This is a genomic window from Kitasatospora sp. NPDC005751, assembly GCF_040630835.1.
GTDB lineage: Bacteria > Actinomycetota > Actinomycetes > Streptomycetales > Streptomycetaceae > Kitasatospora.
Map to the genome: position 1 here is coordinate 1 of NZ_JBEXYC010000063.1, position 19,023 is coordinate 19,023.

A 19,023-nucleotide genomic window follows, 5' to 3' on the forward strand; every position below is an offset into this window, starting at 1 on the left:
GAGCATCGAGGTGTCCACCGCGGAGGAGCCCTCGACCACGGTGCCGTCCGTCGCGATCTTCTCCCCCGGACGCACCACGAACCGCATCCCGGGGGTCAGCCGGTCCACCGGCAGCCGGACCTCGACGCCGCCGCGCAGCACCGCCACGTCCTTGGCACCCAGCCCGAGCAGGGCGTGCAGCGCGGCGCCGGCGCGGCGCTTGGAGCGGGCCTCCAGGTAGCGGCCGAAGAGGATCAGCACGGTGACCGCGGCGGCCGTCTCCAGGTACAGGGTGGAGGAGGCGTCGGTGGCGCCGATCGACAGCGAGAACTCGTGGCGCATGCCCGGCATCCCGGCCCGGCCCCAGAACAGGGCCCAGCACGACCAGCCGAAGGCGGCCAGCGTGCCGAGCGAGACCAGGGTGTCCATGGTCGCGGCGCCGTGCTTCAGGTTGGTCCAGGCGGCCCGGTGGAACGGCAGCCCGCCGTAGACGACGACCGGGCCGGTGAGGGCGAAGGCCAGCCACGGCCAGTTGGCGAACTGCAGGGACGGGATCATCGACAGCATGACCACCGGCACGCTGAGGACGGCGCTGATCAGCAGCCGGTCCAGCAGCGGGTCGGCCGCGGGTTCCGCCGGGGCGGGGGCCGGCCCGGCGGGCGCGGCGGCCGGTTCGACGGCCGGCGGTGCGGGGAGCTCGGCGGTGTAGCCGGTGTTCTCGACGGTGCTGATGAGGTCGGCGACGCTCACCGCCGGTCCGAAGTCGATCCGGGCCTTCTCGGTCGCGTAGTTGACCGTGGCCTCGACGCCCTCCATCCGGTTGAGCTTCTTCTCGATCCGGGCCGCGCACGCTGCGCAGGTCATCCCGCCGATCGACAGCTCGACGCGGTCGCGTACCGGGGCGGTGCCGTCCTGGTCACGCGGGCCGCCCGGGCCGGCGGCGGTGGTGGCCGGGGTGGCGGTGCTCATGCTGATCAGCTCCTTGGGGAGGGCGTACGGCGGGGGCCGGGGCGAGCGGCCCCCGCCGCGCCGCGGGGCTCAGACGGACCGGCCGACCAGCTCGTAGCCGGCCTCGTCGACGGCCGCGCGGACCTGGTCGTCGTCGAGCGGGGCGGCGGAGGAGACCGTCACGGTGCCGGCCTTGGCGTCGGCCGCCACCTGGGTGACGCCGGCTAACGCGGTGAGCTCCTTGCTGACCGAGCTCTCGCAGTGGCCGCAGCTCATGCCGGTCACGGTGTAGGTGATGGTGCTGGACATCGGGGCCTCCGGGAGGTCTGTTCGGCCGCGGGCGTGCGCCCGGGCTCCCACTCTTGATGACACCATACCCCTGCGGGGTATTCCCCGAAGGGGGTGGTGTGGTGCGGATCGCATCGGGGACGCGGTCCGACAGCAGAGCGTATGCGCCCGGACACGCTGCGCCCGAATCCGCGCCGCGCGGCGGGCGCGTCCGGGGCGGCCGCCTCCCGGGGGGTGCGGACGATGAGCGTCCGTTATGTTCGAGAGGTGTTCCCGATCCGCCGAGCCCAATCGCCCGCGGCCCCCACCGCCACGGGACTGCCGCCGGAGCGGCGACGCGGCGCGCTGCTGGCGGCCGACCTCCAGGACGTACCGCTCTGGCGCCGGGCGAGCCCCGCGCTGATCGCGATCGTCCTGGTCGGGCTGGCCGACCTGCTCTCCGGCAAGGACCGCTACCTCGCCCCGCTGATGACGGTCGTCCCCACCATCGCCGCGCTCACCCTGCGGCCGCTCGAACTGCTGATGGTCTGCCTGCTCGGCCTGTTCGCGGTCTTCGGCCTCAGCCACTACGACGAGGTCGACAACGTCAACGACGAGCGCTTCCTCTACGGCGCGATGGTCAGCTATCTGCTGCTCACCGTGTTCTCCGCCTGGGTGGCCAAGATCCGCATGCGGCGGGCCGCCGCCTTCGCGGCCGTCAGCTCCGTCGCGGAGGCCGCCCAGCGCGCGCTGCTGCGGCTGCCCGGACCGGTGGTCGGTCCGCTGCACCTGGCCGTGCGGTACGTGTCCGCCGCCGACGCCTCCCGGATCGGCGGGGACCTCTACTCCGTGCTGGAGACCCCGCACGGCACCCGGGTGGCGGTCGGCGACGTCCGCGGCAAGGGGCTCGGCGCGGTGCAGACCGCCGCCGTGGTGCTCGGCTCGTTCCGGGAGGCGGCCTACGACGAGGCCGGGCTGCGCGGGGTCGCGGCGCGGATCGAGGCCAGCGTCGAGCGGCACGCCCCGGACGGGGAGTTCACCACCGCGCTGTTCGCCGAGTTCCGGGTGCCGGGCGTGATGCAGCTGCTGCAGTACGGGCACGTTCCGCCGATCCGGGTGGACCACGGCGGCGGCGCGCACGTGCTGCACGCGCCCGACCCGTGGGTGCCGCTCGGGCTGGGCCGGCTGGCCGTCGGCGAGCCGACCACCTGGGAACAGCCGTTCGGGCCCGAGGACGTGCTGGTGCTCTGCACCGACGGCGTGATCGAGGCCCGGCACCGCGAGAACGGCGACTTCTACCCGCTGGCGGAGCGGGTCGGCCCGCTGGTCCGGGGCGCGGCCCGCTCCGCGACGGAGCTGGAGGCGGCGGTCGGCCGGGTCTACGCCGACCTGCTGGAGCACACCGGCGGGGAGCTGCGCGACGACGCGCTGCTCCTGCTGATCTCCCGGACGGACCGGTAGGGCCGGAGCCGCTCCGGGGCTACTCCGCGCCGACCACCTCCGCCAGGGCGCGGAAGAGCAGGGCGGTGGAGGTGGCGCCCGGGTCCTGGTGGCCGACGCTGCGCGGGCCCAGGTAGGAGGCGCGGCCCTTGCGGGCCTGGAGCGGCACGGTGGCCAGCGCGCCCTGCTCGGCCGCGTCCGCCGCGGCCCCGACGGCCCGCGGCAGGTCGGCACCGGCCGCCACCGCCTCGGCGTACGCGGCCAGCGCCGGGGTGTAGGCGTCGACGATGGTCTTGTCGCCCGGCTCCGCCTTGCCGAGGGCCTGGACCGCCCGCAGCCCCTCGGCCAGCGCCTCGCCGAAGGCGACCGGGTCGGCCGGCCCGGGCAGTGCGGCGCCCAGCGCGCGGAAGGCCTTGCCGTACAGCGGGCCGGAGGCGCCGCCGACCTTGGAGATCAGCGTGCTGCCCGTTTTTCTCAGGACCGCCCCCGGGCTGTCGGGGGCGAGCGAGTCCAGTGCGGTGAGCACGGCGGTGAAGCCGCGCCGCAGGTTGCTGCCGTGGTCGCCGTCGCCGATCGCGGAGTCCAGCTCGGTGAGCCGCCCCTGTTCCTCGTCGACCGCGGCCGCGATCGCGCGGACCCAGGCCTCGGCCAGTGCGGTGTCGAAGTCCATGACCGTCCCTCCTCCGTCAGGCCCGCTTGAGGGCGGGGGTGTCCACCGGGGCGTCCCAGAGCTCCAGGAACCGGGCGTCGGCCTTGGTCAGGGTGAGCGAGAATCCCGCCATGTCCAGGCTGGTCACGTAGTTCCCGACCAGGCTGCGGGCCACCGTGATGCCGCGCTCGGCGAGCCGGGCGGCGACCTCGCCGAAGACGACGTACAGCTCCAGCAGCGGGGTGCCGCCGAGGCCGTTCAGCAGGGCGATCACCTCGTCGCCGGCGCTCAGGTGGTGGTCGGCGAGCACGGTCTCCACGACCTCGGCGGCGAGCTCACGGGCCGGACGGAGCTTCTCGCGGCGGCGGCCGGGCTCGCCGTGGATGCCGACGCCGACCTCGATCTCGTCCTCCGGCAGGTCGAAGCCGGGCTTGCCGGCGGCCGGGGTGGTCGCGGCGGTCAGCGCGATCGCGAACGACCGGGAGGCCGCGTTGACCCGGGCGCCCATGGCGGTGACCTCCTCCAGCGCGGCGCCGCGCTCGGCCAGCGCGCCGGCGATCTTCTCCACCAGCACCGTCGCGCCGGTGCCCCGGCGGCCGGCCGTCCAGGTCGAGTCCTCGACCGCGACGTCGTCGTCGACCAGCACCGTGCGGACCTCGATGCCCTCCTCGGTGGCGAGCTCGGCGGCCAGCGCGAAGTTCATCACGTCGCCGGTGTAGTTCTTGACGACGAAGACCACCCCGGCGCCGGAGTCGACGGCCTTGGCGGCGGCCAGCATCTGGTCCGGCACCGGGGAGGTGAAGACCTCGCCGGGGCAGGCGGCGTCCAGCATCCCCGGGCCGACGAACCCGCCGTGCAGCGGTTCGTGGCCGGAGCCGCCGCCGGAGACCAGGGCGACCTTCGACGCCGCCGGGCGGACCGCGCGGGTGATCACCCGATGCGCGATGTCCACCGTCAACTCCCGGTGGGCGGCGGCGATTCCGGCCAGGGCGTCCTCCAGGACGCTCTCCGGGGTGTTGATCAGCTTCTTCACAGCGCTTCGCTCCCTCGGCAGACGGTGCTGACCCGACGCTACGCCAGACGGGGGTGCCCGGCACGGGGTGCGACACGCCCCCGGGCGGCCCGCGGTACGACACGCGGGGCCGGCCGGCCCCCTCCCGCGGAGCGCCGGGGCGGTCGTAGGGTCGGCGGTATGAGCGACTACGTGGGCATCGTCCTGGTCTCGCACAGCGCACAGCTCGCCGCCGGGCTGCGGGAGCTGCTGGCGGAACTCGCCTCCGGTGCGGTGCGGGTGGTGGTGGCGGCCGGGACGGAGGACGGCGGGCTCGGGACCAGCTACGACCTGATCGCCCGGGCCGTCACGGAGGCGGACGGCGGGGCGGGCGTGGTGGTGCTGGCCGACCTCGGCAGCTCCGTGCTGACCGCCGTCACGCTGCTGGAGGACGAGCCGCGGCCCGGGGTGGTGCTGGTGGACGCCCCGTTCGTGGAGGGCGCGGTCGCGGCCGCGGTGACGGCCTCCACCGGAGCGGGCGTCACCGAGGTGGCCGCGGCGGCCGAGGAGGCGCGGGCGTTCCGCAAGCTGTAGCGGGCGGCCTGCGCGGCCGGCGCCGGTGCGCGGCCGGTCCTGGGCGCGCGGCCCGGCCCCGGCTACTTGGCGTCGGCGTAGCAGTCCACCACGGCGGTGGTGAGCGGGAACCGGACCGGGGTGTCCCCGAAGACCAGCCGGCGGGCCTCGTCGGCGGACTCGGCGACGGCGGCGGCCACCTCGTCGGCGAGGTTCGCCGGGGTGTGCACCACCACCTCGTCGTGCTGGAAGAACACCAGGTGCGGCCGGTCCTCCGGGCCGGTGGCGGGCAGCGCGTTCAGCCGGCGGCGCAGCGCCGCGAGCAGGGCGAGCGCCCAGTCGGCCGCACTGGCCTGGATCACGAAGTTGCGGGTGAAGCGGCCCCGGGCCCTCGCCGAGCGGCCGCCGGCCTCCCCGGCCGTCTCCGGCGCCTCGGTGAGGTCGAGCCAGTCGGCCGAGGGCGGCGGGCAGGCCCGGCCGAGCCGGGAGGCGACCACACCGCCGTCCTCGCCGGTCCGGGCGGCCGCCTCGACGTAGCCCATCGCGGCCGGGTAGCGCCGGCGCAGGGTGGCGAGGAGCACGCCGATGTCCCCGCTGGTCTGGCCGTACATGGCGCCGAGCAGACCGAGCTTGGCCTTGTCGCGGTCCCCCTGGAAGGCGGAGGCGGCCAGTGCCTCGTAGAGGTCCCCGCCGGCGGCGGTGCGGGCCAGGCCGGCGTCCTGGGAGAGCGCGGCCAGGACGCGGGGCTCCAGCTGGGCGGCGTCGGCGACGACCAGCAGCCAGCCCGGATCGGCCACCACGGCGCGGCGCAGGATGCGCGGGATCTGCAGCGCGCCGCCGCCCCGGCTGGCCCAGCGGCCCGAGACCACGCCGCCGACCACGTACTCGGGGCGGAACCGGCCGCCGCGGGCCCAGGCGTCCTGCCAGGCCCAGCCGTGCGCGGCGTGGATCCGGGAGAGCTCCTTGTAACGGATCATCAGCGCGGCGGCCGGGTGGTCCACCGCCTTCAGCTCCCAGGACCGGGTGGAGCCGAGCTGGACGCCCCGGTCGGCGAAGGCGCGCAGCACCTGGCTGTGCGAGTCGGGGTTGAACGGCCGACCGCCGAGGGCCTCCTGGAGCTCGACGGCCAGCTCGGCGAGCAGTCTGGGCTGGGTGCCGGGGACGGTCGGACGGGGGCCGAGCAGCTCGGTGAGCAGCCGGTCGTGGACGTCGGTGCGCCAGGGCAGGCCGTCGTGCGCCATCTCGGCGGCCACCAGCGCGCCGGCCGACTCGGCGGCGACCAGCAGCCGGAACCGGGCGCGGTCACCCGGCTCGGCGATCGCGGCGAGCCGGCGCTGCTGCTCGGCGTGGACGGCCGCCACGGCGGCCAGCGCGTCGGCCCCGGGCGGGAGTTGCAGCCGGTCGGGGGCGAACAGGGTGTCCTGGCCGTCCCCGGAGTCGGCGGAGCCGGGCTCGGGCAGGTCGGCCGGGACGGGCCGCCCGTTCAGCCGGGCCCAGGCGGCGCCGAGCGAGCGGGGCGCGCCGAACCGGCCCTCGTACGCCAGCAGCAGGGCCTCGGTCAGCCGGAGGTCGTGGCAGCGGGCGAGCCGGTCGGACAGCCGGGGGAGCAGCGGCGCGTAGGCGCTGTCGGCGGCCGCCCAGACCCAGCGCGGGTGCTCGGCGGCCTCCCGCTCGGCGACGGCGGCCGCGAGGTCCGCCACGGCGGCGGGCGGCCCGAGCGGGGCCCCGGCGTCGTCGAGGGGCAGCAGCCGGCCGCCGGGGCCGTGCGGGTCGGGGGCGAGGGCGATCCGGGGTGCCACGGGGGCTCCTCCTCTCGGGCGTACGGGCTGCGGACCTCGACGGTAACCGGTGGGTACGACAACCGGCGCAGGCGCGCGAGCCGATCCGTGCGCCCGTGCGCCGACGGTGCGCCGCCCGCCGGGCCGGACGCGTGTGCCCGGCCGTTGCCACGGCGTAGGGTCGGCGAAATGACCGAGAACCCGTTCTTCAAGCCCAGCACCCTGGTCTACGAACTGCCTCCCTTCGCCGAGATCCGGGAAGAGCACTACCTGCCCGCGTTCGAGCGCGGGATGGCCGAGCAGCTCGCCGAGATCGCCGAGATCGCCGCCAATCCGGAGCCGCCGACCTTCGACAACACCCTGATCGCGCTGGAGCGCTCGGGTGCGCTGCTGAAGCGGGTCCGGGCGGTCTTCGACAACCAGGTCTCCTCGGACACCACCCCGGGCGTGGACCGGCTGGACACCGAGATCAGCCCGAGGCTGGCGGCCCACCGGGACGCGATCCACCTGGACGCCGCGCTGTTCGCCCGGATCGAGGAGCTGCACGGGCGACGGGACGGGCTCGGCCTGGACGCGGAGTCGCGGCGGCTGCTGGAGCGCCGGCACACCGCCTTCGTCCGGGCCGGCGCCCGGCTCGGCGCCGCCGACCAGCGGCGGCTGCGCGGGCTGAACGCCGAACTGGCCGCCGGCGCCTCGGCGTTCCGCCGCAACGTGTCGGCGGACTCGAAGGCGCGGGCGCTGGTGCTGGACTCCGCGGCCGAGCTGGCCGGGCTCTCGCCGGACGCGATCGCCGGCGCGGCCGCGAACGCCCGGGCGCTCGGCCACGAGGGCAAGTACGTGCTGAACCTGAAGAACTTCTCCAACCAGACCGAGCTGGCCTTCCTCACCGACCGCTCGGTGCGCGAACGCCTGCTGGCGGCCTCGCTGGGCCGGGCGGCCGACGCCAACGGCCCGCTGGCGATCCGGATGTCCGCGCTGCGCGCCGAGCGGGCCCGGCTGCTGGGGTACGACACGCACGCGGCCCACGTGGTGGCGGACGAGACGGCCGGCACCGTCGAGGCGGTCGACGCGCTGCTGACCCGGCTGGTGCCGCCGGCGGTGGCCAACGCGCGGCGGGAGGCGGTCGAGCTGGCCGCGGCGGCGGCCGTCGACGGCGTCGAGGAGATCGCCGCGCACGACTGGGCGTACTACTCGGAGCTGGTCCGGCAGTCCTCCTACCAGGTGGACGCGGCCGCGCTGCGCCCGTACCTGGAGCTGGAGCGGGTGCTGCGCGACGGGGTCTTCTTCGCCGCGAACCTGGCCTACGGGGTGACCTTCACCGAGCGGCCGGACCTCCCGGCGTACCACCCGGACGTGCGGGTCTTCGAGGTGTTCGAGGAGGACGGCGGCTCGCTCGGCCTCTTCCTCGCGGACTTCCACGCCCGGGCGTCCAAGCGCGGCGGCGCCTGGATGGACGAACTGGTCACCCAGTCGCGGCTGCTGGGCCGGCGGCCGGTGGTGATGAACAACCTGAACGTGCCCCGCCCGGCCCCGGGCGAGCCGGTGCTGCTCTCCTGGGACGAGGTGCGCACGCTGTTCCACGAGTTCGGCCACGCGCTGCACGGGCTCTTCTCGGACGTGCGCTACCCGTACTTCGCCGGGACGGACGTGCCGCGGGACTTCGTGGAGTTCCCCTCGCAGGTCAACGAGATGTGGATGGTCCGGCCCGAGGTGCTGGCCAACTACGCGAAGCACCACGTGACCGGCGAGCCGCTGCCGGCCGACCTGGTCGAGCGGATGGCGGCGGCCGACGGCTTCGGGCAGGGGTTCCGGACCGTGGAGTACCTGGCGGCGGCCCTGCTGGACCTGGCCTGGCACACCGTGGCGCCGGGCCAGGAGATCGCGGACGCCGAGGAGTTCGAGGCGCAGGCGCTGGCGAAGGCCGGGCTCGCGGTGGCGGCGATCCCGCCGCGCTACCGGACGGCGTACTTCTCGCACATCTTCGCCGGCGGGTACAGCGCGGGGTACTACGCGTACATCTGGTCCGAGGTGCTGGACGCGGAGACGGTGGACTGGTTCGAGGGGAACGGCCGGGGGGTGCGGGAGAGCGGCGAGGTGTTCCGCCGGGAGCTGCTCTCGCGCGGGGACAGCCGGGACCCGCTGGACTCCTTCCGGGCGGTGGTCGGGCGTGACCCGCGGACCGGGCCGCTGCTGGCCCGCCGCGGTCTGGCCTGAGCCGGTTCGAGCCCGGTAGGAGCGCGGTGCCGGGCCTCAGCGGGGCGTGACGGTCACCGTGACCGGGGTGCCCGGGCGGGTGTGCGGCAGGCGGATCCGGGCGGTGCCGGCCCGGCCGCCGGTCGGCTGGTCGACCTCGACCCGGGCCGCCGGCGTGACGGTGATCCGCGCACCGGCCGGGAAGGCGGCGGCGGGCAGCACCAGGTCGGTGGTCCGGCCGCTGCCGTCGGCGTTCCAGCGCACCAGGTGCCCGCCCGCCGCGGCGCCGGTGCGCACGGCCGTCCCGGCGACCGCCGCCGGGTAGGGGCCGAAGACCGGCTCGTCGCCGGGGGCGGGCCGGCCGGCCGGATCGAACGCGCAGTAGCCGCCGTTGCCCCGGCACCAGTACCACATCGTCCAGCCGGCGGCGAAGCCGTCCATGGCGGCGACCTGGCGGCGGACCAGCTGGGAGTTGCCCGGGGTCCGCGCGTCCGGCGGCCCCCACTCGCCGACCAGGACCGGCAGGCGGTGGGCGGCGGGGTAGGCGGTGATCGCGGCGGTGTAGTTCTCGACGAAGCCGCCGGAGGGGTCCCAGTCGGCGCCGCCCTCGACCGCGGTGTCGTAGAAGTGCGGCGCGTAGCCGAGCCGGGGCGCGCCGGGGCGCGGGTCGCCGAAGCCGGGCAGCCGGGTGGGGACGCCCTGGCCGACCAGTACCGTCGGCTCGACGAACAGCCAGGCGCGGGAGTCCACGCGGCGCACGGCCCGGATCAGCCGGCGGTACATGTCGGCGAGCCGGCCCTCTTCGAGGGCGGCGGAGGAGGCGGCGAGCACGGCCGGGTCGGTCGGGTCGCCGTCCACCGGGCCGAACGGCTCGTTGAACAGGTCGTAGCCCAGCAGCGAGCGGTGGCCGCGCAGTTCGCGGGCCAGCCGGGTGTAGAAGTCGGCCTGCCAGGCGCGCAGGTCGGGGTCGTCGTAGAGATGGCGGAAGGCCGCCTGGACGGCGGGCTGGAAGTAGCCGGCGAACCAGTCGTCCGGGTCCGGGGTGAACGGCAGGCCGTCGTCGCGGGTGGCCCAGAGCGGGACGCCGCGGTCCCCGCCGCCGAACTTGGGCCCGTAGACGTCCTGGTGGAAGTCGACCAGGACCAGCACGCCGTAGCGGTCGGCCCAGTCCAGCACCCGCTGCACGCGGTGCAGTTCGGTCGGGTCGAGGTGCCCGCGGACGGGCTCCAGCCTGGTCCAGGAGACGGCCACCCGGACCAGGGTGAAGCCCTGGGCGGCCAGGGACGCGACGTCCTGTTCGGTGGCCTCGGCGTACTTGTCGAGGTTGAAGCCGCGGAGCCGCAGCCGGCGGCCGGTGGCGTCGGTGAGGTCGGTGGTGCCGTCCGGCGCGGTGGCGGTGCCGGTGGGGAACCCGGCCCGGAACGGGGCCGGTGACCGGGAGGCGTCCGGCGACGCGGCCAGGGCGGGGGCGGGGGCGGCCAGGGCGGCGGTGGCGGCGAGTAGGAGGGCAACGGCGGTGCGGCGCAAGCGCATCGGTACCTCGCGGGATCTCGCGGAGCGTGGGGGCGGGGCCCGATGATGCCCGAACTGGCATGCACAGCACAAGAGTTCAGCTCGACGACGGGTCCTGCGCCGGGGCCGGCAGGGCGGCGGTCGGCAGGTCGGCGGCGGCGGCCAGCCGGCCCCAGAGGAGGTCGGCGAGCGCCTGCACCATCCGGGTGCGCGAGCACGGTCTGGACTCCAGCCACCAGTCCCCGGCGGCCAGCACCATGCCGGTGATCCCCCGGCCCCAGGCCTCCGCGAGGAGTTCCCGGTCGGCCCCGAGGTCCACCTGGCTCTGCACGGCCCGGGTGATCTCCTCGGCGATCTGCCGCAGCGCCGGGGCGAGCGCGTTGCCGACGCCGGACGGGTCGCCGGGCTCGGGGTGGGTGAGCAGCCGGTAGACCTGCGGGCGGGCCTCGATCCCGGCGAGGTAGGTGTCCAGCACGTGCTCGACGCGGTCGCGGCGCTCCAGCGGTTCGCTCAGCGCGGCCCGTACGGCGGCCAGCAGGCCGCTGGTGTGGCGCTCGGTCAGTGCCCGGATCAGGCCGTTCCGGTCGCCGAAGTGGCGGTAGAGGATCGGCTTGGTGATCCCGGCCTCGGCCGCGATGGCGTTCATGCTGGCGCCCGGGCCCTCCCGCTGGACCACCCGGTCGGCGGCGTTGAGCAGCTGCTCCCGGCGGGGTGCGTCGGAGGGCGGCATGAGGTCTCCTGGCGGGTCTGGCCGACGGGGGTTGCGGCTACGGGGTGGTGCGGGCGGTCGGGCGGAGCGGTCGGGGGCGTACGGGGGCGTGGCGCGGGGCAGGCGTGCCGCGGAGCTGCCCGGCGGGGGCGTCGACGGCCCCGGGGCGTTGACATTCCTACCTATGAGTAGCAGACTCCCCGCGATGTTACCCCCGGTAACACCTGTCCGACACCCCCACTGCCCCGCCCTTGCGTCCGCCGCCCCGCCGGGCGGCGAGGGGCCCCTTCGACCGGAGGCATCATGAGCACGTTCTCGCTGGACCCGGGTGCGGACCAGCTCGCCGTACGCGACTGGCTGCACGGCTTCGCCGCCGACGTGATGCGCCCCGCCGCGGCCGAGTGGGACGAGCGCGAGGAGACCCCCTGGCCGGTCATCCAGGAGGCCGCCAAGCTGGGGATCTACTCCCTGGACTTCTACGCCCAGCAGTACTTCGACCCCTCCGGCGTCGGCATCCCGATCGCCATGGAGGAGCTGTTCTGGGGCGACGCGGGCATCGGCCTCTCGATCGTCGGCACGACGCTGGCCGCCGTCGCCGTGCTCGCCAACGGCACCGACGAGCAGATCGGCACCTGGGCGCCGCAGATGTTCGGCACCCCGGACGACCTCAAGGTGGCCGCCTTCTGCTCCTCCGAGCCGGACGCCGGCTCCGACGTGTCCGCGCTGCGCACCCGCGCCGTCTACGACGAGGCCAAGGACGAGTGGGTGCTGAACGGCACCAAGACCTGGGCGACCAACGGCGGGATCGCCGCCGTCCACGTGGTGGTGGCCGCCGTCGACCCGGCGCTCGGAGCGCGCGGCCAGGCCTCCTTCGTGGTGCCGCCGGGCACGCCCGGGCTGAGCCAGGGCCAGAAGTTCAAGAAGCACGGCATCCGCGCCTCGCACACCGCCGAGGTGGTCCTGGACGGCGTCCGACTGCCGGGGCACTGCCTGCTCGGTGGCAAGGAGAAGCTGGACGAGCGGCTGGCCCGGGCCCGCGAGGGGGCCAAGCGCGGCGGCGGCCGGGGCAACGCGGCGATGGCCACCTTCGAGGCCTCCCGGCCGGCCGTCGGGGCGCAGGCGATCGGCATCGCCCGCGCCGCGTACGAGGTGGCGCTGGACTACGCGAAGACCCGGGTGCAGTTCGGCCGCCCGATCATCGACAACCAGGGCGTGGCCTTCCAGTTGGCGGACATGAAGACCCGGATCGACGCCGCCCGGCTGCTGGTCTGGCGGGCCTCCTGGATGGCGGCGAACAACCAGCCGTTCACCGCCGCCGAGGGCTCGATGTCCAAGCTCTACGCGGGCGAGACCGCCAAGTGGGTCACCGCGCAGGCGATGCAGATCCTCGGCGGCAACGGCTTCACCCGCGAGTACCCGGTCGAGCGGATGCACCGGGACAGCGCGATCTACTCGATCTTCGAGGGCACCAGCGAGATCCAGCGGCTGGTGATCGCCCGGGCGATCTCGGGGATGCCGATCCGCTGAGTGCGGCGGGGCCGGGCGGTGCGACCGGCGGGTGCGCCCGTGCGCCCGTGCGTCCGTCCGGCCCGGGCCGGTCAGAACCGGGGCGGCCGGCCCTCCAGGAAGGCGGCGAGACCCTCGCGGACGTCCGGGGCCTCCCGGGAGCGGCGCTCCCAGGGGTGCAGCGCCTCGGCGGCCCGCTCCGGCGGGACGGCCAGCGCGGCCTTGACCGCGCCGATGGTCTGCGACGAGCGGGTGGTCAGCAGCCGGGCGAACTCCAGCGCCCCGGCGTCGAGTTCGGCGCCCGGCAGGACCCGGTCGGCGAGACCGAGCGTGAGGCACTCCCGGCCGGTCACCAACTCGCCGGAGAAGAGCAGGTACTTGGCCCGCGACGGGCCCACCAGCCGGGCCAGCCGAAGGGTCGGCACCGCCGGGTAGACCACCCCGAGCTTGGCCGGGGTGATGCCCAGCCGGGCGTCCTCGGCGACGAACCGCAGGTCGCAGGCGACGGCCAGCTGACAGCCGCCGCCGACGCAGGCGCCGTGCACCACCGCGACGGTCGGATGCGGGAAGTCCGCCAGCGCCTCCTCGGCCGCGACGTTGACGGCGTGGTAGTCGTCGGCGCGGTCCGGGTCGGCGTAGACCCCGGACAGTTCGGCGATGTCCGCGCCGGCGCTGAAGGTGCCGCCCGCGCCGGTGACCAGCAGGGCCCGCAGGCCGGGCTGCTCGGCGAGCCGGAGCAGGACCTTCGGCAGGGCCTGCCAGATCGCCAGGGTGACGGCGTTGCGCCGGTGCGGCCGGGCGAACTCCAGCACCGCGACGCCGTCCTCGCCGGTGTAGGCGTGGAGGCCGTCGACGTGGGTGGGCAGCGGGGAGCGGTCCCGCGTGAGCAGCGGCTGGTCCATGCGCACCTCCGGAGTTCGTGGTGCGGACACTCTCTCAGGCGCGGCCGCGGCCCCGTCGGGCGGACCGTCCGCCGCCGGGCGGCGGACGGTCAGGCGGGCCGGGTGCCGTAGTCGCCGAGGCCGTGCTCGGCCAGGTCGAAGCTGCGCCGGGCGTTCTCCAGGGCCTCCGGCAGCACGTCGGCGGCCCGTTCGCCGGCCAGCATCCGGCGGTGGTTCTCGTTGGTCAGCGCCAGCCGGACGCTCATCAGCTGGGCGGCCGCGACCTGGGCCCGGAGCCGGTCGCCGGCCGGGTCCTGGGCGAGGAGCTCGGCGGCGAGCAGCTCGTTCGCCGCCCGGCCCCACGCGGTGGTCGCGCGCAGGGTCAGTGCCGGTGTCCGGTGGATCAGGCGGATCACGTCGAGCACGAAGCGGTCGTCGCTCAGACCGGTGGCCGGGTCGAACCGCTCCAGGCCCGCCGCGAACCCGGCGCGCAGCGCGGCCACCGCCGAGACGCCCGGGGCACGGTCGCGGACCGCCTCGGCGGCCTCGCCGGTGTGCCGCTCCATCGGGCTCATGACCAGGTCTTCCTTGGACGGGAAGTAGTTGAAGACGGTCATCTTCGAGACGTCGGCCGCGGCGGCGATCTCGGCGACCGACACCTCGTCGAAGCCGCGCTCGGCGAAGAGGGCGATCGCGCTGTGCCAGATCCGACGGGCCGTCTGGCGCTTCTTGCGCTCGCGCAGGCTCAGTGCCGCGTCCGCGGCCGCCTCCACTGCCTCGGGCCCGGTGGTCGTGCTGCGCTCTGCCATGGCATGACTGTACCAGGATCAAAGATTGACCGGGCTTAATGATGGACTGCGGCGAACCATTGACTCCAGCAAACAATTGACCGGGTCAAAAATACCTGCCATGGTGAGGGCGTGCCGCCGAGCCGCACCTGTCCGGTGCGGTCCGGTCCGTAGCCGAATGCCCGAATTCCGCGATCCCCGGGGGGACTTCCCATGGCCGCCACCGCGCCGGCAGCAGCTCTGATGACGGAGCCCCAGCGCAAGCTGGGCATGCTGCTCTGCCTGATCACGATCGTCCTGGCGGTGCTCGACATGAACATCGTGTCGGCCGCCACCGTGCCGATCGTCCAGGACCTCGACCCCGTCCACGGCGTCGACCGACTGCCCTGGCTGGTGAGTGCCTTCGCCCTGGCGGCGACGGCGCTGCTGCCGCTCTACGGCAAGCTCTGCGACCTCTACGGTGCCAAGCGGGCACTGCTGGGGGCGGTCGGCGTCTTCCTGCTCGGCTCGGCGCTCTGCGGAGCGGCCCAGTCGATGACCGAGCTGATCGCCTTCCGGGCGGTCCAGGGCATCGGCGGCGGCGGGCTGATGAGCGTGACGATGGTGGTGATGGCGCAGCTCAAGGACCCGGACGACGCCAAGGGCGGCGGTGGCGGCGTCGGCGGCATCGTGGGCGGCGCGGGCATGGCCGTGGGCCCGCTGATCGGCGCGCTCCTGGCGGACCACCTCGACTGGCGCTGGATCTTCTACATCAACCTGCCGCTCGGCCTGCTCGTCCTGGTCGGCTCCGCGCTCGTGCTCAAGCTTCCGCGTTCGGCCGGCCGGCGCGGCCTGGACTTCCTGGGCGCCGCCCTGGCGGCCGCGTTCGCCACCGGGCTGCTGCTGGTGACCGAGTGGGGCGGCAAGACCTACGCCTGGACGTCGCCGGAGATCCTCGGTCTGGCCGCCGCCACCCTCGCGGCCCTCGGCCTCTTCCTGTGGCGCCAGGCCACCGCCGCCGAGCCGGTCCTGCCGCTCTCGCTGTTCCGCATCCCGGAGATCCGGATCGGCTTCGCGGTGCAGGGGCTGGTCGGAATGGGCCTGATGGGCGCGATCATGTACGTGATGCTGTACCTGCAGGTGGCCCGCGGGGTCGCCGCGACCTCCGCCAGCCTCTATCTGATCCCGATGGCGCTCGGCATGACGGCGGTCGGTCTCGCGGCCAACCGGTTCGCCGCACGGGGCTGGTCGGTCCGGGCGATCCTGGCCTCCGGCGCCGCCTGCGCCACGGTCGCCCTGCTGCTGCTCGGGCTGAGCGGCCCGGAGACCTCGCTCTGGCTGGTGCGGGCCGAGCTCGTCCTGCTGGGCCTCGGCCTCGGCCAGTTGATCGGCCGCCTCATCACCGTCGTCCAGGAGGCCGCCCCGGCCCACCAGCTGGGTGTCGCCACCACCGGTGTCCGGTTCTTCCAGACGCTCGGCAGCGCGCTGGGCGCCGCGCTCTTCGGTACCGTGCTGGCCCGGGTCTTCGACAGCGGCGAGCCCGGTACCGCGCTCGGGGCGGTGGGCCGGCTGACCGGCGCCGCCAGGACGCACGCGGTGCACAGCTTCATCGGCGCGGTGGACGTGGTGTTCCTCTCGGCGGCCGGGGTGATGGCGCTGGTCCTCGTTCTGGCCCTGCGGCTGCGCCCGCGCCCGGCGCCCGAGCCGGCGGCGCAGGGGCAGGCGCTGGCCGCCTGAGCGGGAGCGGTACGGGGTAGGAGTGGTGCGGCGCGGGAGTGGTGCGGCGCGGGAGTGGTGCGGCGCGGGAGTGGTGCGGCGCGGGGCCCGGTGGACGACCGTCCACCGGGCCCCGCGCCGTGCGCCGCCGTCAGCCGGTCGGCTGCCACTCGTGGGCGAGCAGCGACCAGATCTCGGAGTCCTGGTGGACGCCGTTGACCAGGTACGACTCCCGCATGACACCGTCCAGCCGCATGCCCAGCCGCTGCGCGAGCGAGCGGCTGCGGAGGTTGGTCGGGCTGGTGTGCCACTCCAGGCGGTGCAGGCCGCGGGTGGTGAACGCGTAGTCGACCAGGTGGCGGACGGCGGCGCCCACCAGGCCCCGGCCCTCGCCGGCGGGCTCCGTCCAGACGCCGATCTCGGCGACCCCGGCGACGGCGTCGAAGGAGACGAACATCGTGCCGCCGACCAGCGTGCCGTCCAGCCAGATGCCGTAGAGCCGGCCGGCGTCGGCGGCCTGCCGGTCGGCGTAGCCCTGCAGGGTGGCGCGGGCCGACGCCAGGTCGGTGGAGCGGTGGGCCCAGGTGATCCACGGGTTCATGTGGTCGCGGGCGCGGTCCATGTGGGTCAGGAACTCGGTGGCCTGCCACGGTTCCAGAGGGCGCAGTTCGGCACGGTCGGCGAGCGGGACGGCGAACATCGGCGGGCCTTTCGGGCGGGGCCGGGTGTGGGAGCGGGGCGCGGCCCGGCCGTTCCGGCATGCATAACAAACGTTTGGTAGGTACCCTACCGCTTATGACACCAGCCCGGGGAGACCATGAAGCCCGCCGCGAGGACGTCTCCGAGGCGGTCTGGCGGGTGCTCTCCTCGCGCGGCTTCGAGGGGCTGACGCTGCGTGCGGTGGCCGCCGAAATGGGCGCCTCCACCGGTTTGTTGACGCACTACTTCCCCAACAAGCGGGCGCTCGTGGCACACGCCCTCGACGTACTGGACCGGCGTTCCCAGCAGCGGCCGCGCCGGACCGCCCCGGCGGACGGCAGCCCGCCGCCGCCCGCCGGACTGCCCAGGCTGCGGGCGGCTCTGCTCGACATCCTTCCGCTGGACGGGGCCGGCACGGCCGGCAACCGGATCTGGGTCGGCTCCTGGGACGTCGCGCTGGCCGACCCGGAGCTGGCCGCCGCGCACGCGGCCCGCTACGGGCGGGCGCGGGCGCTGCTGGCCGAGTCGGTGGCCGCCGCGCAGCGGCTGGGGGAGCTGTCGGACGGCGTGGACGCCGGGCAGCTCGCCGCGGGGGCGCAGGCCTTCGCGCTGGGGCTCGTGGTGCAGGCGCTGTTCGCCCCGGCGGAGTTCCCGCCCGAGCGGCAGGTGGCGCTGCTGGACGCCTATCTGGCGGGGCTGCCCGGAGCGGCCGCCGGCCAGGGTTGAGCGGAGCCGCGCGGGACTTCGCGGCGCTGAGTGGCGCTGAGCGGGGCTCCGCGGCGCCGGGGACGGCCCGCGGCTGCCGTCCGGATCGGCACCGGAGGCGAGTGGCGCGGCGGCCCCGGGGGTGTTGTCTGATTCGCCCGTTGTTTCCGTTCGGGCCGTACGACCGGTTCGTACCGGTGTTTCCCCCGGTGTCGTTTCCGCCCCTGCCACGACACGCATTGTCACGGGCTATGCGCGTTCGGTACACGGGATTATCCGGCGGTCCGGCCGGGCAAAGCCCTCGCCGAGGGCGTGGCCTGCGGGAATTCGGTGCGGTGCCCCCAGCAGGATTCGAACCTGCGACCTACCGCTTAGAAGGCGGGTGCTCTATCCGCTGAGCTATGGGGGCGGGACGGACGGCGCCCTGATGGGCGTGACCGTTGCCGGGATCGGGCGACGAGCGCGCGGGGCGCCCGCTGTCCGGCCCCGTGCCTGAGGGTGGGGTGGGGGTTGGCGGGGCCTTGCCCTGTCGGGGACAGGATAAGGGTGTCCAGAACCTCGGCCGGGTGTAACAACACCGTCGCGGGTGTGTCGGCTTCGGTGGAGCGGTCCGATAATCGCAGGTGACGGCCGTGCGTGCAGCGGTCTGGCCCGCTTCGGCGCCGGACGTTGTGCAGTCGTTACGGGGCTGCCGCCCCACCCGTTATGGATTCGGCACGGAGAAACTACCGGTCTCGGCGCGGGTGGGGGGCCGTATTCGGGTTCGTTCGGTCGGATGACGTGGGCGGACGGCCGGGCAGGCCACCCCTGGGGGTGCGCGGGTACGGCGGGGAGCGGGGCGTTTGTTGTCATGGCCCCGTAGAAGTCAGGCCGAAAGTAGGACCGGAAGGGCCGAAATTCACCCCTGTGAGTGACACCGGTTTTCCACAGGGCCGACTTGTCCACAGGATTTCCGATCTGCCTGGTGCGGATTTCCCGGGAAGCGCACTCTCAACTCGCGCCGGTCGATTCCGTACGGTGCATCCGGGAGAACGGAGCGTGTTCTGTGAACGAGACCCAGGTGACGGTCATCGGCAATGTCGCGACCGAGGTGAGCTGCACGCGGACGGCGGACGGGGTGGCAGTGGCCAACTTCCGGCTGGCGTCGACGGAGCGCCGGTACGACCGGCTGCGAGAGGCCTGGGTGGACGGCGAGACGCAGTGGGTGACGGTGACGGCCTGGCGGGCGCTGGCCGCTCATCTGATCGGCTCGCTGTCGAAGGGTGATCCGGTGGTGGTGAGCGGGCGGTTGAGGGTCCGGGAGTGGATGGACGGCGAGGCGCGGCGCAGTAGGGTCGAGATCGACGCCCGGTCGGTCGGGCACGACCTCAGTCGTGGCACCGCCGTCTTCACGTGGGGTGCGGCCTCGCGGGCGGAGCCGGCGGAGGGCCGGGAGGTGTCCGTGGGCGAGGCGGTGCCGGGCTGGATCGCGGACGCACTGCAGGCGCGGAGGGCGGCGGTCGGCCCGCCGGTGGCACCCCTGTTGGAGGTCGTCGGGGTCGGGGCGCGGGTGGACGGCGGGGGAACGGAGAGTGACGCCCTGGCTTCTTCGGTCTGACCGTCGACCGGTCTCAACTGTCGACAAATATGTTGATCGAGACGGTTGTTGTGCCCGCGCGTGCAAACACCGGACCGGTTAAGTGAAAGATCGGGAGTTTCTGGCTGATCGTC

General features: G+C 74.8%; 17 protein-coding genes and 1 tRNA gene. 7 read left to right on the top strand and 11 right to left on the bottom strand.

Going from position 1 to position 19,023, the window contains the following annotated elements; translation table 11 throughout:
• Both ABZ497_RS31965 and ABZ497_RS31970 read right to left on the bottom strand, forming a co-directional pair.
• The coding region (locus ABZ497_RS31965; protein WP_359810423.1) for a cation transporter at positions 1-948 on the bottom strand (948 nt) is incomplete at its 3' end.
• Positions 949-1,017: 69 nt separating this feature from the next.
• Positions 1,018-1,236: a cation transporter gene (locus ABZ497_RS31970; protein WP_329489908.1), complete on the bottom strand. Its 219-nt coding sequence runs from the start codon at positions 1,234-1,236 to the stop codon at positions 1,018-1,020.
• A gap of 246 nt (positions 1,237-1,482) precedes the next feature.
• Between ABZ497_RS31970 and ABZ497_RS31975 the strand changes: the two genes are divergently transcribed.
• Positions 1,483-2,655, top strand: coding sequence for a PP2C family protein-serine/threonine phosphatase (locus ABZ497_RS31975; RefSeq protein WP_359810427.1), 1,173 nt, complete (start codon positions 1,483-1,485; stop codon positions 2,653-2,655).
• 19 nt (positions 2,656-2,674) lie between these two features.
• Here the strand turns inward: ABZ497_RS31975 and dhaL are convergent, their stop codons facing one another.
• Both dhaL and dhaK read right to left on the bottom strand, forming a co-directional pair.
• Positions 2,675-3,304, bottom strand: a complete 630-nt coding sequence (dhaL, locus tag ABZ497_RS31980) for a dihydroxyacetone kinase subunit DhaL (protein WP_359810430.1) — start codon at positions 3,302-3,304, stop codon at positions 2,675-2,677.
• 16 nt (positions 3,305-3,320) lie between these two features.
• Positions 3,321-4,316, bottom strand: a complete 996-nt coding sequence (dhaK, locus tag ABZ497_RS31985; protein ID WP_359810432.1) for a dihydroxyacetone kinase subunit DhaK — start codon at positions 4,314-4,316, stop codon at positions 3,321-3,323.
• A 159-nt stretch (positions 4,317-4,475) separates the two neighbouring features.
• On the opposite strand from dhaK, the gene dhaM reads away from it, so the two are divergent.
• Positions 4,476-4,868, top strand: coding sequence for a dihydroxyacetone kinase phosphoryl donor subunit DhaM (dhaM, locus tag ABZ497_RS31990; protein ID WP_329489912.1), 393 nt, complete (start codon positions 4,476-4,478; stop codon positions 4,866-4,868).
• A 62-nt stretch (positions 4,869-4,930) separates the two neighbouring features.
• On the opposite strand, the gene ABZ497_RS31995 is transcribed toward dhaM, so the two are convergent.
• Positions 4,931-6,646 (bottom strand): bifunctional 3'-5' exonuclease/DNA polymerase, encoded by a 1,716-nt coding sequence (locus ABZ497_RS31995; protein WP_359810436.1) that lies wholly within the window; start codon positions 6,644-6,646, stop codon positions 4,931-4,933.
• Positions 6,647-6,814: 168 nt separating this feature from the next.
• Here ABZ497_RS31995 and ABZ497_RS32000 point away from each other — a divergent pair, with 168 nt between their 5' ends.
• Complete coding sequence (locus tag ABZ497_RS32000) at positions 6,815-8,839, top strand: M3 family metallopeptidase (protein ID WP_359810438.1); 2,025 nt, start codon at positions 6,815-6,817, stop codon at positions 8,837-8,839.
• A gap of 36 nt (positions 8,840-8,875) precedes the next feature.
• On the opposite strand, the gene ABZ497_RS32005 is transcribed toward ABZ497_RS32000, so the two are convergent.
• Entirely contained in the window at positions 8,876-10,351 is a 1,476-nt protein-coding gene (locus ABZ497_RS32005; protein WP_359810441.1) for a cellulase family glycosylhydrolase, read from the bottom strand.
• Positions 10,352-10,427: 76 nt separating this feature from the next.
• The gene (locus ABZ497_RS32010) at positions 10,428-11,060 is read right to left on the bottom strand and encodes a TetR family transcriptional regulator (protein ID WP_359810444.1); all 633 of its coding nucleotides are present in this window, start codon (positions 11,058-11,060) and stop codon (positions 10,428-10,430) included.
• Between the two features lie 282 nt (positions 11,061-11,342).
• Here ABZ497_RS32010 and ABZ497_RS32015 point away from each other — a divergent pair, with 282 nt between their 5' ends.
• Positions 11,343-12,566, top strand: coding sequence for an acyl-CoA dehydrogenase family protein (locus ABZ497_RS32015; RefSeq protein ID WP_329489917.1), 1,224 nt, complete (start codon positions 11,343-11,345; stop codon positions 12,564-12,566).
• 71 nt (positions 12,567-12,637) lie between these two features.
• Here the strand turns inward: ABZ497_RS32015 and ABZ497_RS32020 are convergent, their stop codons facing one another.
• Together ABZ497_RS32020 and ABZ497_RS32025 are read right to left on the bottom strand one after the other, a co-directional pair.
• Positions 12,638-13,447 (bottom strand): enoyl-CoA hydratase/isomerase family protein, encoded by an 810-nt coding sequence (locus ABZ497_RS32020; protein ID WP_359810448.1) that lies wholly within the window; start codon positions 13,445-13,447, stop codon positions 12,638-12,640.
• Positions 13,448-13,536: 89 nt separating this feature from the next.
• The gene (locus ABZ497_RS32025; protein ID WP_359810450.1) at positions 13,537-14,235 is read right to left on the bottom strand and encodes a TetR family transcriptional regulator; all 699 of its coding nucleotides are present in this window, start codon (positions 14,233-14,235) and stop codon (positions 13,537-13,539) included.
• A 222-nt stretch (positions 14,236-14,457) separates the two neighbouring features.
• On the opposite strand from ABZ497_RS32025, the gene ABZ497_RS32030 reads away from it, so the two are divergent.
• A complete protein-coding gene (locus ABZ497_RS32030; RefSeq protein WP_359810452.1) occupies positions 14,458-15,930 on the top strand; it encodes an MFS transporter in 1,473 nt (490 codons plus the stop codon).
• 130 nt (positions 15,931-16,060) lie between these two features.
• Here the strand turns inward: ABZ497_RS32030 and ABZ497_RS32035 are convergent, their stop codons facing one another.
• On the bottom strand, positions 16,061-16,609 hold the full coding sequence (locus ABZ497_RS32035; protein WP_359810455.1) for a GNAT family protein: 549 nt from the start codon (positions 16,607-16,609) through the stop codon (positions 16,061-16,063).
• A gap of 95 nt (positions 16,610-16,704) precedes the next feature.
• Here ABZ497_RS32035 and ABZ497_RS32040 point away from each other — a divergent pair, with 95 nt between their 5' ends.
• A complete protein-coding gene (locus ABZ497_RS32040; protein WP_359810458.1) occupies positions 16,705-17,334 on the top strand; it encodes a TetR family transcriptional regulator C-terminal domain-containing protein in 630 nt (209 codons plus the stop codon).
• Between the two features lie 315 nt (positions 17,335-17,649).
• Here ABZ497_RS32040 and ABZ497_RS32045 read toward each other — a convergent pair.
• Positions 17,650-17,722, bottom strand: a tRNA-Arg gene (locus ABZ497_RS32045).
• Positions 17,723-18,358: 636 nt separating this feature from the next.
• Here ABZ497_RS32045 and ssb point away from each other — a divergent pair.
• The gene (gene ssb / locus ABZ497_RS32050; RefSeq protein WP_359810461.1) at positions 18,359-18,910 is read left to right on the top strand and encodes a single-stranded DNA-binding protein; all 552 of its coding nucleotides are present in this window, start codon (positions 18,359-18,361) and stop codon (positions 18,908-18,910) included.
• Positions 18,911-19,023: the final 113 nt, after the last annotated feature.